Below are 22,685 nucleotides of genomic sequence, written 5' to 3' on the forward strand. Positions count from 1 at the left end.
CTGTCGGACGGGCACCTGATCGGCACGTCGGAGGGCGGCGGACCGCAGCGCTCAGCGGTCGCCGAACTGCCAGGCGGTGGCCGAGGCGAGGCCCCGCAGCGCGTGGCCGTGCGGGTGACCGTGGATCGGATCGTTCCAGCAGCTCGACCCGCTGGCGCGGCCCTCCGCCAGCGCTCGCTCCTCGGCCTCCACGCGACTGGTGACGCTCATCGCGGAGACCACCACGGCGATCGCCGCGAGCTCGTCGTTCGCCAAGCGGCCCTGGACCAGACGCACATCGGACGGGGTGATGCTCACAGCGGGATGTTCCCGTGCTTCTTGGTGGGCAGGGTGTCGCGCTTGGTGCGCAGCGCCCGCAGGGCATGGGCGACCTCGAGCCGGGTGTCGGCGGGACGGATGACCCCGTCGATCCAGCCGCGCTCGGCCGCGGTGTACGGGGTCGCGAACTTCTCCTCGTACTCGGTCTCGAGCTTCAGGCGCTCCGCGTCGACGTCCCCGCCCTGCTCCGCGACATCGCGGAGGTCCCCGCGATGCAGGATGTTGACCGCACCCTGCGAGCCCATCACCGCGATCTGCGCGGTGGGCCAGGCGAGGTTGATGTCCGCGCCGAGCTCCTTGGAGCCCATCACGATGTACGCGCCGCCGTAGGCCTTGCGGGTGATCACGGTGATCAGCGGGACGGTGGCCTCGGCGTAGGCGTACAGCAGCTTCGCGCCGCGGCGGATGATCCCGCCGAACTCCTGATCGGTGCCGGGCAGGAAGCCCGGAACGTCCACGAAGGTCAGGACCGGGATGTTGTTGGCATCGCACAGGCGCACGAAGCGCGCCGCCTTCTCGGAGGCGTCGATGTCCAGGGTTCCCGCGAGGTGCGAGGGCTGGTTCGCGATGATGCCGACGCTGTATCCCTCGACGCGGCCGAAGCCCACCAGAACGTTGCGGGCGAACAGCGGCTGGACCTCGAGGAACTCCTCGTCGTCCAGCACGGCGCGCAGCACGGTGAGCATGTCGTAGGGCTGGTTCGGCGAATCCGGGACCAGCGCATCCAGCGCCGTGTCCTGGGCGGTGTGGTGCTCGTCGATCTGCACGGGGAACGACGGCGCCGGGCTCAGGGTGTTCGCCGGCAGGTAGCTGAGCAGGTCCTTGACGTACTCGATCGCCTCGCCCTCGTCGGGCGCCATGTAATGCGCGACGCCGGAGCGCGAGGAATGGGTGCGGGCGCCCCCGAGCTCCTCGAAGCCGACGTCCTCACCGGTGACGGTGCGGATCACGTCGGGGCCGGTGATGAACATGTGCGAGGTCTTCTCGACCATCACGATGATGTCGGTCAGGGCGGGGGAGTAGACCGCGCCGCCGGCGGCCGGGCCCATGATCAGGGAGATCTGGGGGATCACGCCCGAGGCGCGGGTGTTGCGCTTGAAGATGCCGGCGAACATGGCCAGGGAGGCCACGCCCTCCTGGATGCGTGCGCCGCCGCCGTCGAGGATGCCGATGATCGGCACGCCCGTGCTCAGCGCGAGATCCTGGATCTTCTGGATCTTGCGGCCGTGGGCCTCGCCCAGCGAGCCGCCGAAGACGGTGAAGTCCTGGGAGTAGACGCACACCTGGCGGCCGTCGATGGTGCCGTAGCCGGTGACGATGCCGTCTCCGGCCGGGCGCTTGGACTCGATGCCGAAGTCACGCGCCTGGTGCTTCACGAAGCGATCGGTCTCCACGAAGCTGCCGTCGTCGAGCAGGTCGGAGATCCGCTCGCGAGCGGTCTTCTTCCCACGAGCGTGCTGCTTCTGGACGGCGACCTCGTCCGCAGCGGCGACTGCGGCGGCGTCGCGCTCGCGCAGATCCTCGAGTCGCTGGGCGGTGGTGAGCGGCCGCGGGGCGTCGGTCACGGAGCCTCCTGCTGCGGCCTGCGAGGCCGCCGTGAAATCCGGGCGATGAACACCGGGATACTACGCTACGAGGTGTCGACGAGGGTCGACCGCGACCCGGCGTGGAGGGACATGTCGCCTTGGTCGTGAGGTTCATGCCCGATCGGCCCGATCTTCGCGGGACATCCGTGCGATCTCCATGCGAACCCGCACGACGTCCCGGTCGCCACGGCGTCCCCCTGCGGCGACTGCTCCGTCACCGCGTCCAGCACTCGCCATCAGCACCATGAGGGAGGTTACGCGTGACCGAGACGCACGCCGATCCCACGGATTCCACGGGGTCCACGGATCCCACCGAGTCCACGGGGCCCACCGGTGCTCCGGGGCCCGTCGAGTCCGCCGGTCCTGCTCGCTGGGCGGCGCCGCGCCCGCTGCACCCCACATCGATCCGTCGGCTCGGCGCGGTGGCCTCCACGCAGGATGAGGCGTCCGCGCTGTTCGCTCGAGGGGTCGCCGCGCCGTTCGTGGTCACCGCCCGCGAACAGCTCTCCGGTCGCGGGCGACTGGGGCGGGCGTATGCGAGCCCCGACGGCGGGAGCGTCTACCTCACCTATGTGCACCGCACCGGTCTCGAACTCGCCCGCCGCAGCTGGTTCCCGCTCGCGGCAGGACTGGCGGCGCTCGCCGCGGTCGCCTCCGTGATCGGGGAGGACGGCGTGCGCCTGGGCCTGAAGTGGCCCAACGACCTGCATACGGCGGACGGCCGCAAGCTCGGCGGGATCCTCGTCGAGGGGCGGGGTGCGGACGGGGTGCTGATCGGCATCGGGCTCAACGTGCGCGGTCCTGTCGTGGACGGCGAGGGAGCAGCGATTCCCGGTGCCGCCTGGCTGCTCGGCCCGGACGGCATCCGCAACGGGGACGGGATGACGGGGTGCGAGGACCCGGACGCCCTGCGTGAACGGATCGAGGAGGCGCTCGCCGGGTCGCTCCGGGCCGAGCTGGAGGCGCTGGAGTCCAGCCAGGGGGACGCGGTCACGGCGGGCACGATGCACCGCTACACTATGACCTGCCTCACACTTGGGCAGGAGGTGCGCATCGATCCTCTCGGGACGGCCGGGGCGGAGGGGGCTCGCCCTCCTTCGCTGTACGGACGTGCACGAGCGGTCGACGATCGCGGCAGACTGCTGGTCGACCTGCCGGACGGGGAGCGCGTCCCCGTGGACGTGGGCGATGTGAGGCATGTGAGGCCGGGCGGAACCGTTCGGACGACGACAGACGCGGTGCAAGGCGTCGAACAGGAGGACAGCAGCAGGTGACCGGTGGTACCGAAGACCTGGAGCACACGACGACCTCGGACGGGGACACCCCGGCCGGGGGGTCCGCCGTGCCGCCGGAGGAGTCGCCGGACCTGGTGCAGACCCCCCTGGACGACCAGGAGATCCTGGATCTGAACAGACGCTTCGCCGAGGTCAGGCGCAGCGTCGGCGCCCTCGAGAAGGTGCTGCTGCAGGGTCCGCGCAAGTTCTCCCGACGTGATCTCTCCCTGAAGCAGGACATCCCCGAGCGGCTCGCGTCCGTCTACTGGAGGTCGCTGGGCTTCACACCGGTCGACGAGGACACCGTCGTGTTCACCGAGGAGGACGCCTACGCGATCGGCGATCTCACCGCGATCGTCGAGGACGGCGTGCTCTCCGAGCGCGCCTTCTCGAGCATCACCCGAGGGCTCGGATTCCATATGGGCCGACTGGCCATGTGGATCACCGAGGCCCTGGTGGACGAGGCGAAGCATGCCGACGGGGCGGACGACGCCGAAGCCCGCCAGCAGATGCTCGACTCGGTCCCCGAACTGCTCGAGACGCTCGAATCGCAGGTCATGTTCACCTTCCGCAGGCAGCTGGCCGCGTACGCGGCCCGCGCCGGCTCCGAGGTGCTGCACCGCGACACCGACGAGCTCTTCCCCCTCCAGCGCGCCGTCGGCTTCGCGGACCTGGTGCAGTTCACGCGCCTTGCCCAGGACCTCTCCGGGGCGGAGCTCGCCGACGTCGTCGGCCGGTTCGAGGCCGTGGGCCGGGACGTCATCTCCGTGGGCGGCGGCCGCGTGGTCAAGACCGTCGGCGACGAGATCATGTTCCTCGCCGACACGCCGGAGGACGGCGCCCAGATCGCCGTCAGCCTCGCGGAGATCATCACCGCGGACCAGGGACTCCCGCCGGTCAGGGTCGGGCTGTCGTGGGGATCGATGTTCTCCCGGTACGGTGACGTCTTCGGACCCAAGGTCAACCTCGCCGCTCGCATGGAATCCGTGGCCCGGCCCGGAAGCGTGATCGTGGACGACGAGACCGCCGAGGCCATCGCCCAGGCGCTGCCCGGCGGCTTCGACATCTCCGAGGGCGAGGACGTGGACCTGCATGGCATCGGGACGGTGCGGGTGCAGGAGATGCGCCGCGACCGCTCCGCGCCGCTCGACCTGGGTCTGTGAGACGGGGGCCATCCGGCCCGCCGGCCGCTGCGACGTAGGATGGACTCGTGACACGACTGCTTCTCGTCGAGGATGACTCGGCCATCGCTGAACCGCTCTCCCGTGCGCTCGACCGGGAGGGCTACTCCGTGACGCGTGCGTCCCGGGGCATGGACGCGCTCGCGATCGCCGCCGGTCCCGAACCGATCGACATGGTGATCCTCGACCTCGGCCTGCCCGATCTCGACGGCCTGGAGGTGGCACGCCGCCTGCGCAAGGGCGGCCTCGAGTCGCCGATCCTGATCCTCACCGCTCGCGCCGACGAGGTCGACGCGGTGGTGGGTCTGGACGCCGGCGCCGATGACTACGTCACCAAGCCGTTCCGGCTCGGTGAGCTGCAGGCCCGCATCCGCGCCCTGATGCGCCGCTCCCAGGCGGTCGAGGAGTCCAGCGACGCCTTCGACGTCAACGGGGTCTCCCTGGACGTCTCCGCTCGCCGCGCCTATGTCGACGGCGAGGAGCTGAGCCTCTCCGCCAAGGAGTACGACCTGCTCACCGTGCTGGTGCGCGAGTCCGGCAGCGTCGTGACGCGCGACGACCTCATGCGCGAGGTGTGGGGCGCCGAATGGTGGGGCTCCACCAAGACCCTGGACATGCACATCTCCTGGCTGCGACGGAAGCTCGGTGACGACGCGACGAATCCGCGGCGGATCACGACCGTGAGGGGTGTCGGTTTCCGCTTCGAGACCGGCGCGGAGAGCTGACACGTGTGGCAGCGAGTACTGCAGGTCACGATCATCACCGTGGTCCTCGCGGTGCTGATGCTCGGCATCCCGCTGGGCTGGTCCTGGCTGCAGCTGGCTGAGCAGAGACTGGGGCTCCAGGCCAACACGATCATGGATCGTACGCGGGTCGCGACCGATGCGAGGCTGATCGAGGAGCGTCCGCTCGACCCCGCGATGCTCCAGGCGCTCGTGGACGAGCAGACCGATCTCAACATCCAGATCGAGGTCACCACCAGCGACGGCGAGGTCGTCACCGCCGGCGACCCGCCCGGCCACAACCCGATGGGCTTCTCGGCGGTCGGCGGCCAGCAGCAGCAGATCCGGGTGAACATCCCTCGTTCCGATGTGCGTGCCCACACCGCGAGCGCGTGGGTGATCATCGTCGTGGCCGGTCTCTCCGCCCTCTCGGTGGGCGCCTCGGTCGCCCTGTGGCAGGCGCAACGGATCTCGATGCCCCTGGCCCGGCTGAACCGGCGCGCCGAGGAGATGGGATCCGGGCGTGCCCGCGGTCCCTGGAGCCCCTCAGGGATCGCCGAGATCGACGACGTGGCCGAGGAGCTGATCCGCTCCGGCGCGATGCTCACCGAGCGCCTCGAGGCCGAGAGCCAGCTCGCCTCGGACGCCTCCCACCAGCTGCGCACTCCGCTGACCGCCCTGTCGATGCGTCTGGACGAGATCCTCGCGACCAGCTCCGAGGAATGGGTACGCGACGAGGCCCGGATCTCCCTCGAGCAGATCGATCGCCTCACCGAGGTGGTCCACGACCTCATCAACGCCCCGCGCTCCTCCTCGCGCCGCACCCCCGGCGTGGTCGAGCTGCGCACGATCCTCACCCAGCAGAGCGAGGAATGGTCCCCGGCCTACCGCCGGGCCCAGCGCGAACTGCGCATCCAGGTGCCGCGCAGCGCGGCCGTCTGGGGCTCCTCCGGCCAGCTCACCCAGGTCGTCGCGACCCTCATCGAGAACGCGCTCATGCACGGCGACGGCCGCACCACGGTGAAGGTGCGCCGCAACGACCACTCCACGGTCATCGAGGTCACCGACGAGGGCGGGGGGATCGACCCGGAGCTCGGCACCCGCATCTTCGAGCGCTCCGTCTCCGGGCGCAGCTCCTCGGGCACCGGCGTGGGCCTTGCGCTCGCCCGGACCCTGGTCGAGGACGACGGCGGTCGCCTCGAGCTGCTCACCGAGACGCCCGCGAAGTTCGGGGTGTTCCTCATCTCCGCCCCAGGCGACGAGGAGGATCCGGCGGCGGACGACCCCGCAGCGACCGCAGGGTCGGGAGAGTCCCCCGACCCGCTGCCCCAGGGGTCCGTGGTGCGGCGCCGCCCGCGCTCACGGGCCTGATCCTCGTACACTGGCCGCCGTGTCCGAGACCTCGCAGCGCCCCGTTCCCCCCGCCCGCCCCGACCTGCCGACCGGGGCCCGCCGCGTCGGGATCGTCGGCGCCGGGCAGCTCGCCCGCATGATGCTGGGCCCCGCGATCGAACTGGGGCTCCCCACCCCGGTGCTCGCCACCTCCCGCGAGGAGAGCGCGGCCGCCGTCGCCGGCCAGGTGCTCCTGGGCCGTCACGACGACGAGCAGGCGGTGCGCCGCCTCGCCGAGTCGGCCGACGTGATCACCTTCGACCACGAGCACGTGCCCACCGCGATCCTCGAAGGCCTCGAGGCCGACGGTCTCGCCGCTGTGCGCCCCGGCCCCGCCGCGCTGGTGCATGCCCAGGACAAGCTCGTCATGCGCGAACGTCTCACCGCCCTCGGCCACCCCTGCCCCCGCTGGTGGCGCGTCGGCTCCCGGGAGGACCTCGCGGCGGCGCTCGACGCCGCCGGCAGCCGCCTCGTGGTGAAGACCCCGCGTGGCGGCTACGACGCCCACGGGGTGCGGATCGTCGATGGCGCGGACCAGGCCGATGACTGGTTCCAGACCCACGGCGATCTCCTCGCCGAGGAGCTCGTGCCCTTCACCCGGGAGCTGTCCGCGCAGGTCGCTCGTCGCCCCGGGGGAGAAGCGGCGGCCTATCCGGTGGTGCACTCGGTCCAGAAGGACGGGGTCTGCTACGAGGTGGTCGCGCCCGCTGCCGGCCTCGACGATGCTGCTCAGGAGCGCATCCAGTCTCTGGCCCTCGCGATCGCCGAGGACCTCGACGTGGTGGGGATGCTCGCCGTCGAACTGTTCGAGACGGCCGATGGCGAGGTGAGCGTCAACGAGCTCGCGATGCGTCCGCACAACACGGGCCACTGGTCCATGGACGGCGCCGTGACCGGACAGTTCGAGCAGCACCTCCGGGCCGTCGCCGACCTCCCTCTCGGCTCCACCGCCCCGGTCGCCCCCGTCGCCGTGATGGTGAATCTCCTCGGCGGCAGCGCCGAGGACCTCGCGCCGGGCGCCCATGCCGCCCTCGCCGCGGACCCGGAGCTGAAGATCCACCTCTACGGCAAGTCCGTGCGGCCGGGTCGCAAGGTCGGCCACGTCACGGTGGTCGGTCAGGACGCCGACGATCTGCTCGAGCGTGCGCACCGCGCCGAACGACTCCTGATCGACGGCCCCTCCGTCGACGCAGCGAGCGACGCAGACGCCGGGGCCGCCGTCGACGCGCCCGATGGCGTCGCCACCGGCCCCTCCACCAGCACGAGCACCTCGAAGGAGACGCGATGACCGCGACCGCACCCCGCCCCCTGGTGGGCATCGTCATGGGTTCAGATTCCGACTACCCGGTGATGAAGGCCGCCGAGGAGGCCCTCGCCGAGTTCGACATCGAGGTCGAGGTGGACGTCGTCTCCGCCCACCGCATGCCCGAGGACATGATCACCTGGGGGCGCAGCGCGGTCGAGCGCGGGCTGCGCGTGGTGATCGCCGGCGCCGGCGGTGCCGCGCACCTGCCCGGCATGCTCGCCTCGCTCACCCCGCTGCCCGTGATCGGGGTGCCCGTGCCGCTGAAGCATCTGGACGGCATGGACTCGTTGCTCTCGATCGTGCAGATGCCTGCCGGGGTGCCGGTGGCGACGGTGTCGATCGGCGGAGCGCGCAACGCGGGCCTGCTGGCCGCCCGGATCCTCGCCGCGGGCGGCGACGACGAAGCGGCCGCGCTGCGCGACCGGATGGTCGCCTTCCAGTCCGAGCTGAGAGACATCGCGATCGCCAAGGGGGAGACGCTGCGCGCGTCGCGGTGAGGCGGTCCGGAGGTGCATGGCGGGCGACCGCCGGATGGCCGCTGGGTGAATTTCTCCGATCCGTCCCGGCGAATCGTGAGGCGATATGGGCAACAGCTGCCCTGGACGGGACTGTTGCTCCGAAAGCGGGGCCTTCCCTCGCGGTATCGTCGAGACCATGAGTGACACCCCTTCCTACCGGGTCGCGCAGGGCGCCGACGTCTCGGACGGCGCGTCCGTCGGTGCCGGCAGCTCGATCTGGCACCTCGCCCAGGTCCGTGAGGGCGCGGTGCTCGGCACCGACTGCGTCGTGGGCCGTGGCGCCTATATCGGCTCCGGCGTGCAGATGGGCAACGGCTGCAAGATCCAGAACTACGCGCTGGTCTACGAGCCCGCTGTGCTCGCCGACGGCGTCTTCGTCGGCCCCGCGGCCGTGTTCACCAACGACCACTTCCCCCGGGCCGTGAACCCCGATCTCTCCGCGAAGTCCGCCTCGGACTGGGAACCCGTCGGCGTGACCTGCGAGACGGGGGCCTCGATCGGAGCGCGCGCGGTCTGCGTCGCCCCGGTGACCATCGGAACCTGGGCGATGGTCGCGGCCGGTGCCACCGTGGTCAAGGACGTCCCCCCGTACGCGCTGGTCGCCGGGGTTCCCGCCAAGCGGCTCGGCTGGGTGGGCCGCTCGGGCGAGAAGCTCGTGCCCGCCTCCGACGGGACCGACGCCTGGGTGTGCCCGACGACCGGCGAGTGGTACATCCCCGACGATTCCACGGGCGGGCTCCTGCTCGCCTCCTCCCCCCTGGCCGACGCACCGCGTCCGGCCCACCTCACTGACCCCGATGGACAGGACGGACCCTCCGCATGAACACCGAATTCTCGATGATCCCCCCGGCGAAGCCGATCATCGGTCAGGAGGAGCGGGACGCGGTGGACCGTGTCCTGGCGTCCGGCATGGTGGCGCAGGGTCCGGAGGTCGAGGCGTTCGAGCAGGAGTTCTCGGGCGCGCTGGCCGGTGGCCGTGAGGTCGTGGCCGTGAACTCGGGGACCTCGGGTCAGCATCTGGGGATGCTGGCGCTGGGGCTGTCCAGCGGGGACGAGGTCATCGTGCCGTCGTTCACGTTCGCGGCGACCGCGAACACGGTCGCCGTCAGCGGCGGGACGCCGGTGTTCGTGGACGTCGACCCCGAGACCTTCACCCTGGATCCCGCGATGATCGACGCGGCGGTCACGGAGCGCACGGTGGGCATCCAGCCGGTGCACCTGTACGGGCATCCGGCCGCGATGGACGAGATCATGGCGATCGCCGCGAAGCACGACCTGTGGGTGTTCGAGGATGCCGCGCAGGCGCACGGTGCGACCTGGCAGGGCAGCCAGGTGGGCACATTCGGGCAGGCCGGCATGTTCTCGCTGTACCCGACGAAGAACATGACCTCGGGCGAGGGCGGCATGGTCTCGTGCGGGACGGCGGAGACGGCGCGCCAGGTGCGGCTGCTGCGCAACCAGGGCATGGAGAAGCAGTACGCGAACGAGGTCGCCGGCTACAACAACCGCATGACCGACATCCACGCGGCGATCGGGCGGGTCCAGCTGGGCAAGCTCGCGGGCTGGACGGAGACCCGTCGGGAGAACGCGGCGTTCTTCGACGCGCATCTGCGCGGTGTGGTCACGCCTGTGGTCCGCGAGGGGGCGCAGCACGTGTACCACCAGTACACGATCCGGATCGAGGGGGCCTCCGCGCAGGAACGGGACGCGTTCGCGACCGCGCTGCGGGAGGAGCACCGGGTGGGATGCGGGGTGTACTACCCCACGCCCGTGCACCGTCTGGAGACGTTCCGGACCGAGGTGGATCTGCCGGTGACCGAGCAGCTGGCCCGTGAGGTGCTGTCGCTGCCGGTGCATCCCAGCATCACCGACCAGGACCGCGAGCGGATCGTCGCGGCCGTGAACACCGTGGCGAAGGCGGGTGCGTGAGCATGGCGAAGAATCTCAGGGCCGGTCTGATCGGTCTGGGCATGATGGGTCGTCATCATGCCCGCAACCTGCGCTCCCTGGAGGGCGTGGACCTCGTCGCGGTCGCGGACGCCTATGGCGATCCCCATGGTGCGGCGCCCGAGCTGGACGTGCTGCCCGATGTGGAGGGGCTGATCGCCGCGGGCATCGACTACGCGGTCGTCGCGGTCCCGACCCAGTTCCACCGGGACGTGGCGCTGCGGCTGGCCGAGGCGGGCGTGCACACGCTGGTGGAGAAGCCGCTGGCGTTCGACATCGGCGAGGCGGAGGAGATCACGGCCGCGTTCGAGGATGCCGGCCTGGTCGGCGCCGTCGGCTACATCGAGCGATACAACCCGGCGCTGCAGGAGATGCGTCGGCGGATCGCCGACGGGCAGCTGGGGGAGATCTACCAGATCGTCACCCGTCGTCAGGGCGGGTTCCCGGCCCGGATCGCGGATGTCGGCGTGGTCAAGGACCTCGCCACCCATGACCTCGACCTCACCGCGTGGGTGGCGCAGTCCCCGTACGCGTCGGTGGCGGCGACCTCGACGCGTCGCAGCGGCCGTGAGGACGAGGACATGGTCTCCGTCGCGGGCCGTCTCGAGGACGGCACGATCACCAACCACCTGGTGAACTGGCTGTCCCCCTTCAAGGAGCGCGTCACCGTGGTGACCGGCGAGAAGGGGGCGCTGTTCGGCGACACCCTGAACGCCGACCTCACCTTCCACGCCAACGCCGATGCCGCCACCAACCTCTGGGAATCCATGGCCTCCTTCCGCGGCGTGAGCGAGGGCGACTCGATCACGTACTCCCTGCAGCGCCAGGAGCCGCTCGCGACGGAGCACCAGGCGTTCCGCGACGCGATCGGCGGCGACACCTCCAACATCGTCACCATGCGCGAGGGCCTGCACACCGTCCGCACCGTCGAGGCGGTCCTGGAGAGCGCTCGGGAGGGCCAGGTCGTGCGTCTGGACACGGCCGCATCCGGTGAGTGATCTCGACAGCGTCCGTGAGCGCGTCCTTCGGCTCGCGTTCCGGACGGCACGCTCGCTGCCCGGTGCGGCCGGCGGGATGGGCGTCTACTTCTCCGCCCAGCAGCGGCTCGCGGAGGACCCCCGCTACGCCGGCTGGCGGCGAGACGTCGCGACCATGCTGCGACGCGCGGATCGGCGCTTCCTGCGCGGGCACGTGGCCTCGGCCCTGCGCTGGTACGACAAGGCGCTGCGGATCAGCTACGACCCGTCCCTCCACCAGACCGGCGGATCACCCCTGGCACAGGACCCGGACTCGTTCCTGCGTCCGTTGCGGCAGTCCGCTCTGGGCACCGTCCTCCTGGACGGCACCGTCCCGGAGGGGACCGCGCCCCCGCGCCCGGCACCGCGCCGCCGCGGTGTGGACGAGCCGCTGCGCCTCGTGGTCGTGGCGCAGGAGAACTGGACCTTCATGCGACCTCTCCTGGCGGCGCTGCGCGCCACCGGACGCTACGAGGTGCAGGAGATCGAGGTCCACGATCTCCCCGACGGCGGTTTCCCGGATCGCGAGCGGATCATCCGTGGCCGGTACGACCTGCTGACCACCGGGCGACGGATGCCCACCCCTCCCGCTCTCGTCGAGGCCTTCGAGTGGGCGGATGTCGTCCTCGTCGAATGGAGCCATCACGTCCTGACCTGGATGACCCTGCTCGACCGGGCACCGCGCCGGCTGATGGCGAGGATCCACCGCTTCGAGGCGTTCACGCCGTTCGTGCTGCTGCACGACCACCGGCGGATCGATCGGATGCTCTATGTCTCCCCGCCCGTGTGGGCGATGCTCACCACGATCGCTCCCGGCTACTCCGACGTCCCCTCGTCCCAGGTGGGGAACCTCCTGGCCCGTGGCGTCGAGCAGCTGCCGCGGGAGGCCCATGATCCGCATCTCCTGGTGCAGATCGGATGGATCCGCGAGGTCAAGGACGTGCTGTTCAGCCTCGATGTGCTGACCCGTCTGCGACAGCACGACGAGCGGTACCGCCTGCAGCTGGTCGGCCCCGCGCTGCACGGGGACGAGGCGCGGGACACCCCGTACCAGCGTCGGGTGCGCGCCGCGCTGGGCCGTTTCCCGGACGGCGTCGTCGAGCAGCTCGGGGTGCGGGACGATGTGCCCTCGCTCCTGGCGCAGTCGGGTGCCATCCTGTCCTCGTCCCGGCACGAGGGCACCCACGAGTCCCTGATGGAGGCGCTCGTGGTGGGATGCCCGGCCGTGATCCGGGACTGGCCGGACACCGTCGCCTACGGAGGCCCGGCTACGCTCTACCGTCCCGACTGGGTCGTGGCCGACGCCGACGCCGCGGCGCAGCGCATCCTCGAGCTGGCGGATCCGCAGCGCTACCGCGAGGAGTCCGCCGACGCGCGGGAGTTCGCCCTCGCGCATCGTGACCCTGCCGTGGTCGTCGCGGGGTACGAGCACGTGCTGCAGGACCCCACCGCGTGATCTCCGCATGAGCTCTGTGCTTCCCGTCCTGTGCGGCGCCGTCCTGCTCGGTGCGCCCGGATACCTCATGCTGTGCGCGCTCGACGTGCGCCTTTGCCTCCGCTGGGGGTGGGCTCCCGCGGTGACCGTGCTGCTGACCGTCGTGCTCGGGGCGCTCTTCCGGGTGCTCGGCATCCGGTGGACGCTGCTCAGTGCGGTCATCGGCATCGTGCTGCTGGTGGCCCTCGCCGCCGTCGTGCGTCTCGCGCTGCAGCGCCGGACGGCGCGCAGACTGACCACCAGCACCAGCACCAGCACCAGCACCAGCACCAGCACCAGCACCAGCACCAGCACCAGCACCAGCACCAGGGCCGGCGTCCCGGCGCCGCAGGACTGGTCGCGAGGCACTGCGGCGGCGGTCACCGGGGCCTCGATCCTGAGCGGCGCGCTGGTGGCGGCATCCGCTGCCCGGCGCATGGGCGGGATCTCGACGCTGAACGGCAGCTTCGACTCCTTCTTCCACCTCTCCGCTGCTGCCTTCATCCGGGAGCGCGGGGACGCCTCCTTCACCACGGCGCTCTCTGACATCTACGGCGAGCCGACCTTCTATCCCGTCGTGTTCGACGACCTCGTCGCGATCCTGCCCTTCGACGTCATCACGGCCGCCAACGCGATGATGCTCGCCATGCTGGCCGCGATCCCTCCTGCGGTCGCGGCGATGGTCGCGGGCGTGTCGCGGCCCGCCCGCTCCGCACGGCTGCTGGTGGCTCTCAGCGCGGGCGCGGCCACGCTGTTCCTCAGCACCCCGGCGATGGCCCTGGTGATGGGGCTGTGGCCGATCGTCCTCGGTGTGGTCTGCCTGGCTCCCGCGATCGCCGCGGTGCTGATGCTGACGGATCGTCGTCACGGTGCGCCGGGCGTGGGCACGGCGGCCGGCCTCGTCCTCATCGTGATCGGCACCGCGCTGGCCCATCCGTCGGTCCTGTTCTCCGTGGCGGTCGTGGCCGGACTCCGCCTCCTGGCCGGCGGCATCGAGCGGATGCTCGGCGGTGGCCGTCTGCGCGGGCTGATCGAGGTCTGCGCTGCTCTCGCCGCTGCGGTCCTGTTCGTCGCCGGCTCCCACGTGCTGCTCAGCGGGATGGCGCTCACGAAGCCCAGCCTCGACGGGGTGGGGTCGGTCCTCGGGGAGATCCTGCTCGATTCTCCGCGGATCCCCGCGGTGCCCGCACTGCTGTGGCCGATGGCGGCCCTCTGGATCCTCGCGATGATCGGTGCTACTGCCGCGGTCCGGAGCCGGGAGGTGCTGGGAGCAACGGCTGCTCTCGGCCTGCTCGCCTCGCTGATGCTCGGCGTCGCCACCCAGATCGACCATCCGCTCGCGGTGGCACTGGTCAACCCCTGGTACGGCGCTCGCGAGCGCATCGCACCCCTGATGATGTGCATGCTGGTGCTGCTCATGGCCCGGGGCCTGCTCGCCCTCCTCGAGTCCGGCGGTCGACGCCGTCGGTCGCTGCCCGGGGCGCTGGCCGTCGGCGCCGTGGTGGTGACGGTGCTGATCGCGCTCGTGACGCCCCAGCGGCTGCCGCTGATGGGATCGCTCGCGTACACCGCCTACGGAGTGCAGCTGACCCCGTACGTCACCTCCGAGGAGCGCAGCTTCATCGAGCGCACCGCGCAGGAGCTGCCCGAGGGGTCCGTCGTCCTCGCGGATCCTCTGGACGGGGCGACCCTGTACTGGTCCGTCGGCGGGGTGGAGACCGTCTTCCCGACCATGTCGAGGCCCCTGACCCGGGAGAAGACGCTGATCGCCCACTACGCGCATCGTGCGGGCACCGACGAGGCCTCCGTGGAGCTGTGCCGGGCGCTGGAGTCGGTGGGTCCCACGCACCTGTACCGCGACACGTCCGAGGCATCCGGCCAGCGGATCAATCCCGAGGATTCCGAGCGCTGGCGTGGGGTCCACGACATTCCCGAGTCCCGACTGACCCTGGTCGACGCGAGCGGCCCGTACGCTCTGTACGAGCTGGACCCGGCGTGCTGACGCCGCCGGGTCCGCCTTCGGGCCGCACTTCCCGCACGGCCTCAACCCCTGAGGAGTTATCCACGTGAAGCAGACGATCAGGATCGTCCGACGAACGCTCTCGGTCCTGCCCCGGGAATCCCGTCGATTCCTGATGGCGTTCGCCGCCGTCATGAGTGTCCTCGCCCTCCTGGACGTGGTCGCGCTCGGCGCGATCGCGCTCGTGATCCCGGCGCTCATGAACCCGGGGACTGCGGTGACGATCCCGCTGGTCGGCTGGAGGTTGGAGACCTTCGAGGAGATGATGATCCTCGTCGCCGCCTTCGTCGGCCTGATCATCATCAAGAGCTTCCTGAACCTGCTGACCATCAGGATCGCCACCCAGCGCTTCGCCCAGCACGAGGTCGCGATCGGACAGACCCTGTTCCGCTCGTACATGTCGGCCTCCTGGGTGGACCGCACCTCGAAGTCGACCCAGGAGATCATCCGCATGGTCGACTCCGGCGTCGCCGCCGTCGTCGCCAACGTGCTGATGCCGTCGATGACCGTGGTCGCCGAGTTCGCGACCATCTCCGTGATCAGCGTCGGCCTGTTCATCCTGGACTGGAAGATCGCGCTGGCGACCTTCGCGTACCTCGGAGCCATCGCCCTGATCCTGTCGAGGGTGGTCACCCCGCTGGCGGTCACCAACGGCGCCTCCAACCGCGACAACTCCATCCGCGTGGTCAGCCTCCTGGGCGAAGTGCTCGCGGCGCTGAAGGAGCTCACGCTGAAGGGCAACGAGACCGAGGTCGCGGACATCGTCGCCGACCGACGCTCGGACGCGTCGCGGACCCGGGCCTTCGCCCAGTACTACAACCAGATGCCGCGCTTCGTCCTGGACGCCGGGATGGTCGGCGGATTCGTCGTGGTGGGCGGAGTCGGCTATCTCTCCGGGCTGCCCGACGACGGCGCCACGGCCGCCATGACCTCCGTCGCGCTGTTCGCCGTGGCAGGCTTCCGCCTGGTGCCCTCGCTGACGCGGTTCCAGTCGACCCAGAACCGGATCCTCACCAACGCCGCCTTCGCCGACTACATCATCGACGACATCGAGTTCGCCCGCGAGGCGGTCGAGCGCAAGGAGCGGCCCGACACAGGGAGCCTCGTCCACGGTCTGCACGACATCGTCCTGGAGGACGTCACCTTCACCTATCCGGGCAGGGAGGAGCCGGCGGTCGACGCCGTCTCCCTGCACATCCCGGCCGGTTCCTCCGTCGCCTTCGTCGGCTCGTCCGGCGCGGGCAAGTCCACCCTGGTGGATCTGCTGCTCGGCCTGCTCACGCCGAGCAGCGGACGCATCCTCATCGACGACGTCGACATGACCACGGTGCTGCGCCAGTGGCGCTCCTCGGTCGGGTACGTGCCGCAGGAGGTCGCGCTCTTCGACGTGTCCGTCGGCGAGAACGTCGCCCTGACCTGGGATCCGGCAGAGGTCGACGAGGAGCGTGTGCGCACGGCGCTCTCCCGTGCGCAGATGCTCGAGGTGATCGAGGACCGCCCGCAGGGCATCCACGGCCGGCTGGGCGAGCGCGGCATGACCCTCTCGGGGGGCCAGCGCCAGCGCATGGGCATCGCTCGCGGCATGTACGCGGAGCCGACGGTGCTCGTGCTCGACGAGGCCACCAGCGCCCTGGACACGAAGACGGAGGCCGCGGTCACCGAGGCGATCCGTGGCCTGGCCGATGAGGTCACCACGATCACGATCGCCCACCGCCTGGCCACCATCCAGTACTGCGACATCGTCTTCTACATGTCCGAGGGGCAGGTCATGGCCTCCGGCTCGTTCGACGAGGTCGTCGCGTCGGTGCCGGCCTTCGCCGAGCAGGCCGCCCTGGCCGGCCTGGCACGGGCCGGGGAGCGTCGTGAGCCCGTCACCGAGGAGGAGGCATGACCTCCCTGCTGATCCTGTCGTTCTCCACCCTGGAACGAGATCCCCGGGTGCAGCGCCAGATCGAGCTGTTCGCCGAGGACTACGAGGTCACCACGGTGGGCTTCGGCCCGCAGCCGCATCCGGGTGTCACCCATCTCGAGCTGCCCGGGGAGACCCGGGCGTGGCCCAGCAGCAAGAAACATCTGCTCACCGGCCGCTACCGGCAGGCGTACTGGGCGATGAGCGCGGTGCGTGCGGCGCACGAGACGCTGAACGAGCTGGTGGGGGCGATGGACATCGTGCTGGCCAACGACGTGAACACGCTGCCGCTGGCCCTGTGGCTCGCACCGCGGCGCGGCGTCCACGCCGACCTGCACGAGTACGCGCCCCGCGAGAAGGAGCACGTGCGCAGCTGGCGCTGGTTCATCGCGCCGTACCAGCGGTGGATCTGCCGCACCTGCCTGCCGCAGGTCGACTCCGTGACCACGGTGTCCCCGGGGCTGGCCGCCGAGTACCACGACCAATTCGGCGTCGACGTCGAGGTGGTCACGAACGCAGCGGCCTACGAGCAGCGCAGTCCGCGCCCGACGGAGGGCACGATCCGGCTCCTGCACACGGGGGTCGCCCGGGCCAACCGCCGCCTGGACGCGATGATCGACGCCCTGCGCGGGGCGCCGGACGGCGTCACCCTCGACCTCATGCTGGTCCCCAGCGAGCCCGGGTACATCGATGCGCTGCGGGAGCGGGCCGCGGACCTGCCCGCGGTGCGATTCCGCGAGCCGGTCCCGTACACGGAGCTGGTCGAGACGGTCGCCGAGTACGACGTCTCGATCGTGGTGTTCCCCGCCACCACCTTCAACCTCGAGCACAGCCTGCCCAACAAGCTCTTCGAGGCGGTGCAGGCGCGCACGGCGGTGCTGGTGGGGCCGTCACCGGACATGGTCGACCTGGTGCGTGAGCACGGCATCGGCGAGGTGCTCGAGGGCGCCGACGCCGATGCGCTGCGCTCGGCGCTGGCCACGATGACCCCGGAGGACGTGGACGGCTGGAAGCAGGCCTCCGACGCGGCCGCCCGGGAGCTCTCCGCGGAGCACCAGGTGAGCGGCTGGAGCCGGGCACTCGCCCGCCTCGCCGAGCAGGGTGAGCCGCTCCTCCTCGCTGAGCGACCGTGCCGCGCGCACGCCCGCCGCGAGCAGGTCGCGACCGGCCGAGGGCCGGCCCGCGGCTCAGGCCCGCGCTACGCTGCGGAGCCGGGGAGGTGTCGCACCGCGAGGGACGCCGCCATGAACCTCAGGGGCGCCTCGCGGTCCAGCAGGTGCAGCGGTGACGAGGTCAGCAGGGTGGCGGGCCGGCCGTGGCGCCGGCGGGCCTGCGCGGCCCGCACCAGCACCGCCGTGTCGACGGTGGGATCCAGGCAGGCGTCGACCAGCTCCCGATCCGCTCGCGACAGGGGCGCCAGGCAGCCGGGGGAGCGGGTGATCACCCGGGCGGTGATGTCCGCGAGGGCGCGGCGCTCCGAGGGAGTCCAGATCGCGACGTCGTCACGGTAGAAGACCGCGCCGAAGACATGGATCCGCAGCAGCTTCACCCCGATCGCCCGTCGCGCCCGGGCGGGCAGCGACGCGAACCATTCCGCGTCGAGCAGGTCGGGGAAGAAGCCGAGCTGCTCACGCATCGGCCGCACCACGTAGGTCACGCGGTCGCCGGCGTCCTCGCCGATCACGTAGGGCGGGCCGCAGCGGTCGTACGCCGTGGGACAGGTGGCCATCAGACGGGTCACCATCGCGACGTCGCCGCCGATGGTGGCGCCCTCGACGAGCCGCACCCCGGTGCTCTCGAGCATGGCCCGGCGCATCAGCCCCAGCGGGGCGGAGCGGTAGCTCAGCCGGTCCGCGACGAGATCCACCGGACCTCCGCGATGCATGCGCACCGCCGGGGTGGGCACCCCCGCCTCCGCCGTGCCGAGAGCGAGACGGGTGATCACGAAGTCCGCCCCGGTGCGCTCCTGCACCGAGAGCCAGGAGGCCACGGCACCCGGCGCGAGGATGTCGTCCGAGCCCAGGATCGCGACGAATGTCGCCGTGCTCTGCGCCATCCCGGCGTTGAACGGTCCCGAGGCGGAGCGGAACTCGTCGCGGTGCTCGAGGAACCGGACCCGCTCACGATGCTTCGGGGCGACGACCGCCGCGATCTCCGCGACGTCGCGGTTGTGGCAGACCACCGTCACCGAGGCGTGCTCGCCGTTCCCATCGAGGACGGAGGCGACCGCACGGCCGACGGGGCGCTCCGGTGTGTGACAGGCGATGATGACCTCGACGGACGTCATCGCCGACCCACCCCCGCGGTGTCGAGGAGCTCGTACTGAGCGGCGTATCCGCGGCCGACAGCGGCCGTGGAGAACCTGTCTCCGATGGTGTCGGCGATGTCCTGCGCGGGAAGCGTCCGCGTGCGCGCGTCGACATCAAGGACGGCGTCGGCGTAGGCCATGACGTCCTGGACATCGATCAGGGTGCCGACCTGCGGCTGCACATATTCTCCCTGGCCGCCGGTCGCTCCGAGCACGACGGGCCGCCCGGCCACGATGGCCTCTGCGGCGGAGACGAAGAAGTTGTCCGCCCGGGTGGGGCCGAAGAACAGATCGGCCCGGGCGAGCGCCTCACGGACCCCGGCGCCGTCGACGGTGCCGGGCAGCGTCAGCCGGTCGCGCACACCGAGCGCGGCGGCGCGATCCAGGGTCTCCGCCCGCAGCGGTCCGTCGCCGAGCCACTCCAGGTGGGCATCCGCGCCGCGCTCGACCAGCTCGGCGAGGACCTCGACGGCCAGCACAGGATCCTTGCGCGGGATCAGACCGCCGGTGGAGACCAGCCGCAGGGAGCTGTCGTCCTCCCGGTCGCGCCGGGCGACGACCTCGCCGGGCTCGACGATGCACGGCACCACGGCGGTGGGTCGGGAGCCGCGCACGGCGCGGATCGGTCGCGCGAGGAACTCGCAGACGGCGGTCACCCGGTCCGGCCGTGCGAGCAGCCGGGACAGCACGGGCAGCGCGATCCGCGCCGGCGCGGGCAGGGTGGCGGGCGTGGTCAGAGCGGACCAGTGCTCGGTGTGGATCCAGGGCGTTCGGGGGCGGTGCAGCGAGAGCGGCAGCAACGAGGAGAACGCCATCGAATGGACGAGGTCGCTGTCAGCGATCGCCGGCCCCAGGGCGCGGGAAGCTCGCAGGATCTGGTCGGGGCGTCGGGGGTCCATCGGGACCCGGAGGACGTCCAGGCCCTCGTGGATCGTTCGTCTGCTGCCGTCGTCGTCGGCCGGAGGGACCAGGTGGATGACCCTCACCTCTGCGTGCCGGTCGATCGCCAGGGCATCGCGCACCACGAAGGAGCCGCGTGACGGGGCGACCGCAGTCGGGAACCAGGTGGTGACGACGGCGACCCGCATCAGCGATCCTTCCGTCGGCGGAGAATCCGCCGATACATCTCGAGCATCTTCTCGGTCTCGTTCTCCCAGGTCAGCTTCGGGGCGACGGCGCGCGCCCGAGCACGATACGCCTCGGGATCCTCCAGGATCGCGGCGAGGGCGGCAGCGAGGTCCTCGGGCTCGGATCCCTGGAAGACCTCCCCGACGCCGAGCTCCTCGACGACCTGGCGCATATCGGGCAGGTCCGCGGCGGCGATGGGCAGTCCGGCCCGGATCGATTCGAAGAGCTTGTTCGGCAGGGCGTAGCGATACGACAGGCAGATCGGCCGCACGTGCACCACGGCCACGTCGCCGTCGGCCAGGGACCGGGAGACGTCGTCCGGATCGACCGCGCCGACGAGATGGACCCGGTCCTCGACCCCGCGGCTCACCGCCTCGGCACGCACAGCGTCGAGCGCGGCCGCTTCCCCGTAGCCGAGCAGCACGAAGTGGATGTCTGGCGGGAGGTGGGGGAGCGCCGCGATCGTCTCCTCGATGCCGCGTGCCGTCGTGATGCGACCGCCATAGGCGATCACCTTGTCCGCGTCGGACAGACCGGCGCGCTCGCGCAGGACGCCCGTGGACGGGTCCGGCAGAGCGTCGGCGATCGGTACATTGCGCACGAGCGTCGGCGCGTCCTCCAGCCGGTACGTGCGCTGGAGCCACTCGGCGATCGAGGGCGACACGGTGATCACCCCATCGACCTGGCGGATCCCGAAGGTCTCGGTCAGCACCTCGGCCAGAGGGGCTAGGATCCGCCCGGAGCGGACGTTGCGGTGACGCCACAGCTCGTGGGAGTCGTAGACGATGCCCGTGCCGCCCCGGGTCAGCGCACGGATGGCGAGCGCGGGAACAAGCGTGTTGGCATCGTTGGCGTGGATGATGTCCGGCTGGAGCCGCAGGCCCGCCGCCGTCGCATTCTTCCAGTACGTCCCCAGCGAGACCGTGCGGAACGCGCGCTCGCCGATGCTGCGCAGCGTGCGCAGTGCGAGCGATCTGACCGCCGGGACCTCGTCGAGGGCGCGCCGAGGCAGGCCGGTGCCGGGACGGGAGCGGGGCACCGGGGCCGGATCGTTCGCCTCGACCGAGTCGGCCTCGTTGATCAGTCGCCGCCACCACGGGGCGATGGAGGGCAGCACCCGTTCGATCGCGAATTCGGGGACCCTCTCGAGGGCGAGGCGCTCGCCGAGGGAGGTGACCTGTGCCATACGTCCGAGCTTGCGACGCTCGACTGCGATGATGCGCACGTCGTATCCGTCGTCGCGGAGGGTGGCGGACTCCTTGAGCACCCGGGAATCGTTGGCGGCATCGTTGTAGACGAGTACAGCGACACGGGGAGCCATCGCTCTCTGGCCTGGCGTCATGCAAATTCCGTTCTCGCGTCCGGCAATGGCGCGGGGCCGCGCCGATCACCGCTGAGGTCAGGTCCTGTGATGTACCGACCGACGTCGGCGGTTGGCTATTGTGGAGCACGCTCACCATACCGTCGTCCTGGTCGGCACCGCTCGGAGCATCGCCGGGTCCGGGAAGAGGAGATCCGTCCGTGAAGATCCTGTCCGTCGTGGGCGCCCGCCCGCAGTTCGTCAAGCTCGCCGCGATCGCCGATGCCGCCGCGCAGCGGGACGACGTCGAGCACCTCATCGTCCACACCGGCCAGCACTACGACGCCGCCATGAGTGACGTCTTCTTCGCTGACCTGCGGATCCCTGCCCCGGATGTCAACCTCGCGATCGGGTCCGGCTCCCACGGCCGCCAGACCGGCGCGATGCTCGCCGGGATGGACGAGGTCCTCGAGGAGCACCGGCCCGACTGGACCCTCGTCTACGGCGACACCAACTCCACTCTCGCCGGCACGCTCTCCGCCGTGAAGATGCACCTCAAGGTCGCCCACCTCGAGGCAGGCCTGCGCTCCTTCAACCGCCGCATGCCCGAGGAGCACAACCGTGTGCTCACCGATCACGCCGCCGACCTCCTCCTGGCACCCACCGAGGTCGCCCGCACGCATCTCGCCGCCGAGGGGCTCGCCGAGCGCACCCTGGTCACCGGCGACGTGATGACCGACGTGTGCCTGCGTGTCGCCGCCTCCGTCGAGGGCGCCGAGCCGGCCCTGCCCGAGGGCATCGACCCCACCGCGGAGTTCGCGGTCGCGACCATCCACCGCGCCGACAACACCGATGATCCGGAGCGTCTGCGCGCGATCATCCGGTCCCTGCAGGCGCTCGAGATGCCTCTGGCCCTGTTCGCTCACCCGCGCCTGGTCGCCAAGGCGAAGGACGCGGGCATCGAGCTGAGCGGAGGGGCCGTGCACGTCGGCGCCCCCGTCGCCTATCCCGACCTCGTGGGCGCCGTGAAGCAGGCCCGAGCAGTGGTCACCGATTCCGGCGGCCTGCAGAAGGAGGCCTACCTGCTGGGCACTCCCTGCTCCACCGTGCGCACCGAGACCGAATGGGTCGAGACGCTCGAGGACGACTGGAACCGCCTGGTCCCCGATCCGTCCGAGCTGACCGCGGCGGTGAGCCGCCCCCGGCCCACCGCGGACCGCCCGGCCCACTACGGCGACGGACGAGGACGCCGTTCCCAATCTGGATGCCGATGCCGACACCGACGC

General features: G+C 71.1%; 18 protein-coding genes and 1 pseudogene. 14 read left to right on the top strand and 5 right to left on the bottom strand.

Going from position 1 to position 22,685, the window contains the following annotated elements:
- Positions 1-51: 51 nt before the first annotated feature.
- Both CIK81_RS08930 and CIK81_RS08935 read right to left on the bottom strand, forming a co-directional pair.
- Positions 52-297, bottom strand: coding sequence for a hypothetical protein (locus tag CIK81_RS08930; RefSeq protein WP_096163431.1), 246 nt, complete (start codon positions 295-297; stop codon positions 52-54).
- Positions 294-1,883, bottom strand: a complete 1,590-nt coding sequence (locus CIK81_RS08935) for an acyl-CoA carboxylase subunit beta (RefSeq protein WP_096163432.1) — start codon at positions 1,881-1,883, stop codon at positions 294-296. The genes CIK81_RS08930 and CIK81_RS08935 overlap by 4 nt, the downstream gene beginning before the upstream one ends.
- A 281-nt stretch (positions 1,884-2,164) precedes the next feature.
- Between CIK81_RS08935 and CIK81_RS08945 the strand changes: the two genes are divergently transcribed.
- From CIK81_RS08945 to CIK81_RS09005, 13 genes are all read left to right on the top strand, one after another.
- Positions 2,165-3,178: a biotin--[acetyl-CoA-carboxylase] ligase gene (locus CIK81_RS08945; RefSeq protein WP_114306738.1), complete on the top strand. Its 1,014-nt coding sequence runs from the start codon at positions 2,165-2,167 to the stop codon at positions 3,176-3,178.
- Positions 3,175-4,341 carry an adenylate/guanylate cyclase domain-containing protein gene (locus tag CIK81_RS08950; protein ID WP_096163434.1) on the top strand — a complete coding sequence of 389 codons (1,167 nt, stop codon included), beginning with the start codon at positions 3,175-3,177 and terminating at the stop codon, positions 4,339-4,341. Before CIK81_RS08945 ends, CIK81_RS08950 begins: the two co-directional genes overlap by 4 nt.
- A 47-nt stretch (positions 4,342-4,388) precedes the next feature.
- On the top strand, positions 4,389-5,084 hold the full coding sequence (locus CIK81_RS08955; RefSeq protein WP_096163435.1) for a response regulator transcription factor: 696 nt from the start codon (positions 4,389-4,391) through the stop codon (positions 5,082-5,084).
- A 3-nt stretch (positions 5,085-5,087) separates the two neighbouring features.
- Positions 5,088-6,452, top strand: a complete 1,365-nt coding sequence (locus CIK81_RS08960; RefSeq protein WP_114355623.1) for a HAMP domain-containing sensor histidine kinase — start codon at positions 5,088-5,090, stop codon at positions 6,450-6,452.
- 118 nt (positions 6,453-6,570) lie between these two features.
- Positions 6,571-7,761, top strand: coding sequence for a 5-(carboxyamino)imidazole ribonucleotide synthase (locus CIK81_RS08965; RefSeq protein WP_241964092.1), 1,191 nt, complete (start codon positions 6,571-6,573; stop codon positions 7,759-7,761).
- Positions 7,758-8,276, top strand: coding sequence for a 5-(carboxyamino)imidazole ribonucleotide mutase (purE, locus tag CIK81_RS08970; RefSeq protein WP_114306739.1), 519 nt, complete (start codon positions 7,758-7,760; stop codon positions 8,274-8,276). Before CIK81_RS08965 ends, purE begins: the two co-directional genes overlap by 4 nt.
- Positions 8,277-8,433: 157 nt before the next feature.
- Positions 8,434-9,120 (top strand): acyltransferase, encoded by a 687-nt coding sequence (locus CIK81_RS08975; protein WP_114355624.1) that lies wholly within the window; start codon positions 8,434-8,436, stop codon positions 9,118-9,120.
- Positions 9,117-10,226 (top strand): DegT/DnrJ/EryC1/StrS aminotransferase family protein, encoded by a 1,110-nt coding sequence (locus CIK81_RS08980; RefSeq protein WP_114311846.1) that lies wholly within the window; start codon positions 9,117-9,119, stop codon positions 10,224-10,226. The genes CIK81_RS08975 and CIK81_RS08980 overlap by 4 nt, the downstream gene beginning before the upstream one ends.
- 2 nt (positions 10,227-10,228) lie before the next feature.
- Entirely contained in the window at positions 10,229-11,242 is a 1,014-nt protein-coding gene (locus CIK81_RS08985) for a Gfo/Idh/MocA family protein (RefSeq protein ID WP_114311845.1), read from the top strand.
- Entirely contained in the window at positions 11,235-12,716 is a 1,482-nt protein-coding gene (locus CIK81_RS08990) for a glycosyltransferase (RefSeq protein ID WP_114355625.1), read from the top strand. Before CIK81_RS08985 ends, CIK81_RS08990 begins: the two co-directional genes overlap by 8 nt.
- A gap of 7 nt (positions 12,717-12,723) precedes the next feature.
- Complete coding sequence (locus CIK81_RS08995; protein ID WP_114355626.1) at positions 12,724-14,736, top strand: DUF6541 family protein; 2,013 nt, start codon at positions 12,724-12,726, stop codon at positions 14,734-14,736.
- Positions 14,737-14,800: 64 nt separating this feature from the next.
- Complete coding sequence (locus tag CIK81_RS09000; RefSeq protein WP_096163444.1) at positions 14,801-16,645, top strand: ABC transporter ATP-binding protein; 1,845 nt, start codon at positions 14,801-14,803, stop codon at positions 16,643-16,645.
- The gene (locus CIK81_RS09005) at positions 16,642-18,174 is read left to right on the top strand and encodes a glycosyltransferase (RefSeq protein ID WP_199586334.1); all 1,533 of its coding nucleotides are present in this window, start codon (positions 16,642-16,644) and stop codon (positions 18,172-18,174) included. Before CIK81_RS09000 ends, CIK81_RS09005 begins: the two co-directional genes overlap by 4 nt.
- A 347-nt stretch (positions 18,175-18,521) precedes the next feature.
- Here CIK81_RS09005 and CIK81_RS18540 read toward each other — a convergent pair.
- The 3 genes and pseudogenes from CIK81_RS18540 to CIK81_RS09020 form a co-directional block, all read right to left on the bottom strand.
- Positions 18,522-18,950 (bottom strand): annotated as a pseudogene (locus CIK81_RS18540) (glycosyltransferase); the annotation flags it as partial.
- On the bottom strand, positions 18,947-20,059 hold the full coding sequence (locus CIK81_RS09015) for a glycosyltransferase family 4 protein (protein ID WP_096197149.1): 1,113 nt from the start codon (positions 20,057-20,059) through the stop codon (positions 18,947-18,949). The gene CIK81_RS09015 and the pseudogene CIK81_RS18540, both read right to left, overlap by 4 nt.
- Positions 20,059-21,420, bottom strand: a complete 1,362-nt coding sequence (locus tag CIK81_RS09020) for a glycosyltransferase (RefSeq protein ID WP_158541972.1) — start codon at positions 21,418-21,420, stop codon at positions 20,059-20,061. Before CIK81_RS09020 ends, CIK81_RS09015 begins: the two co-directional genes overlap by 1 nt.
- A 200-nt stretch (positions 21,421-21,620) precedes the next feature.
- On the opposite strand from CIK81_RS09020, the gene wecB reads away from it, so the two are divergent.
- Positions 21,621-22,685: non-hydrolyzing UDP-N-acetylglucosamine 2-epimerase (wecB, locus tag CIK81_RS09025; protein WP_114355628.1), on the top strand; the 1,065-nt coding region annotated here is incomplete at its 3' end.

This window comes from Brachybacterium sp. JB7, assembly GCF_003335205.1.
Lineage (GTDB): Bacteria > Actinomycetota > Actinomycetes > Actinomycetales > Dermabacteraceae > Brachybacterium > Brachybacterium alimentarium.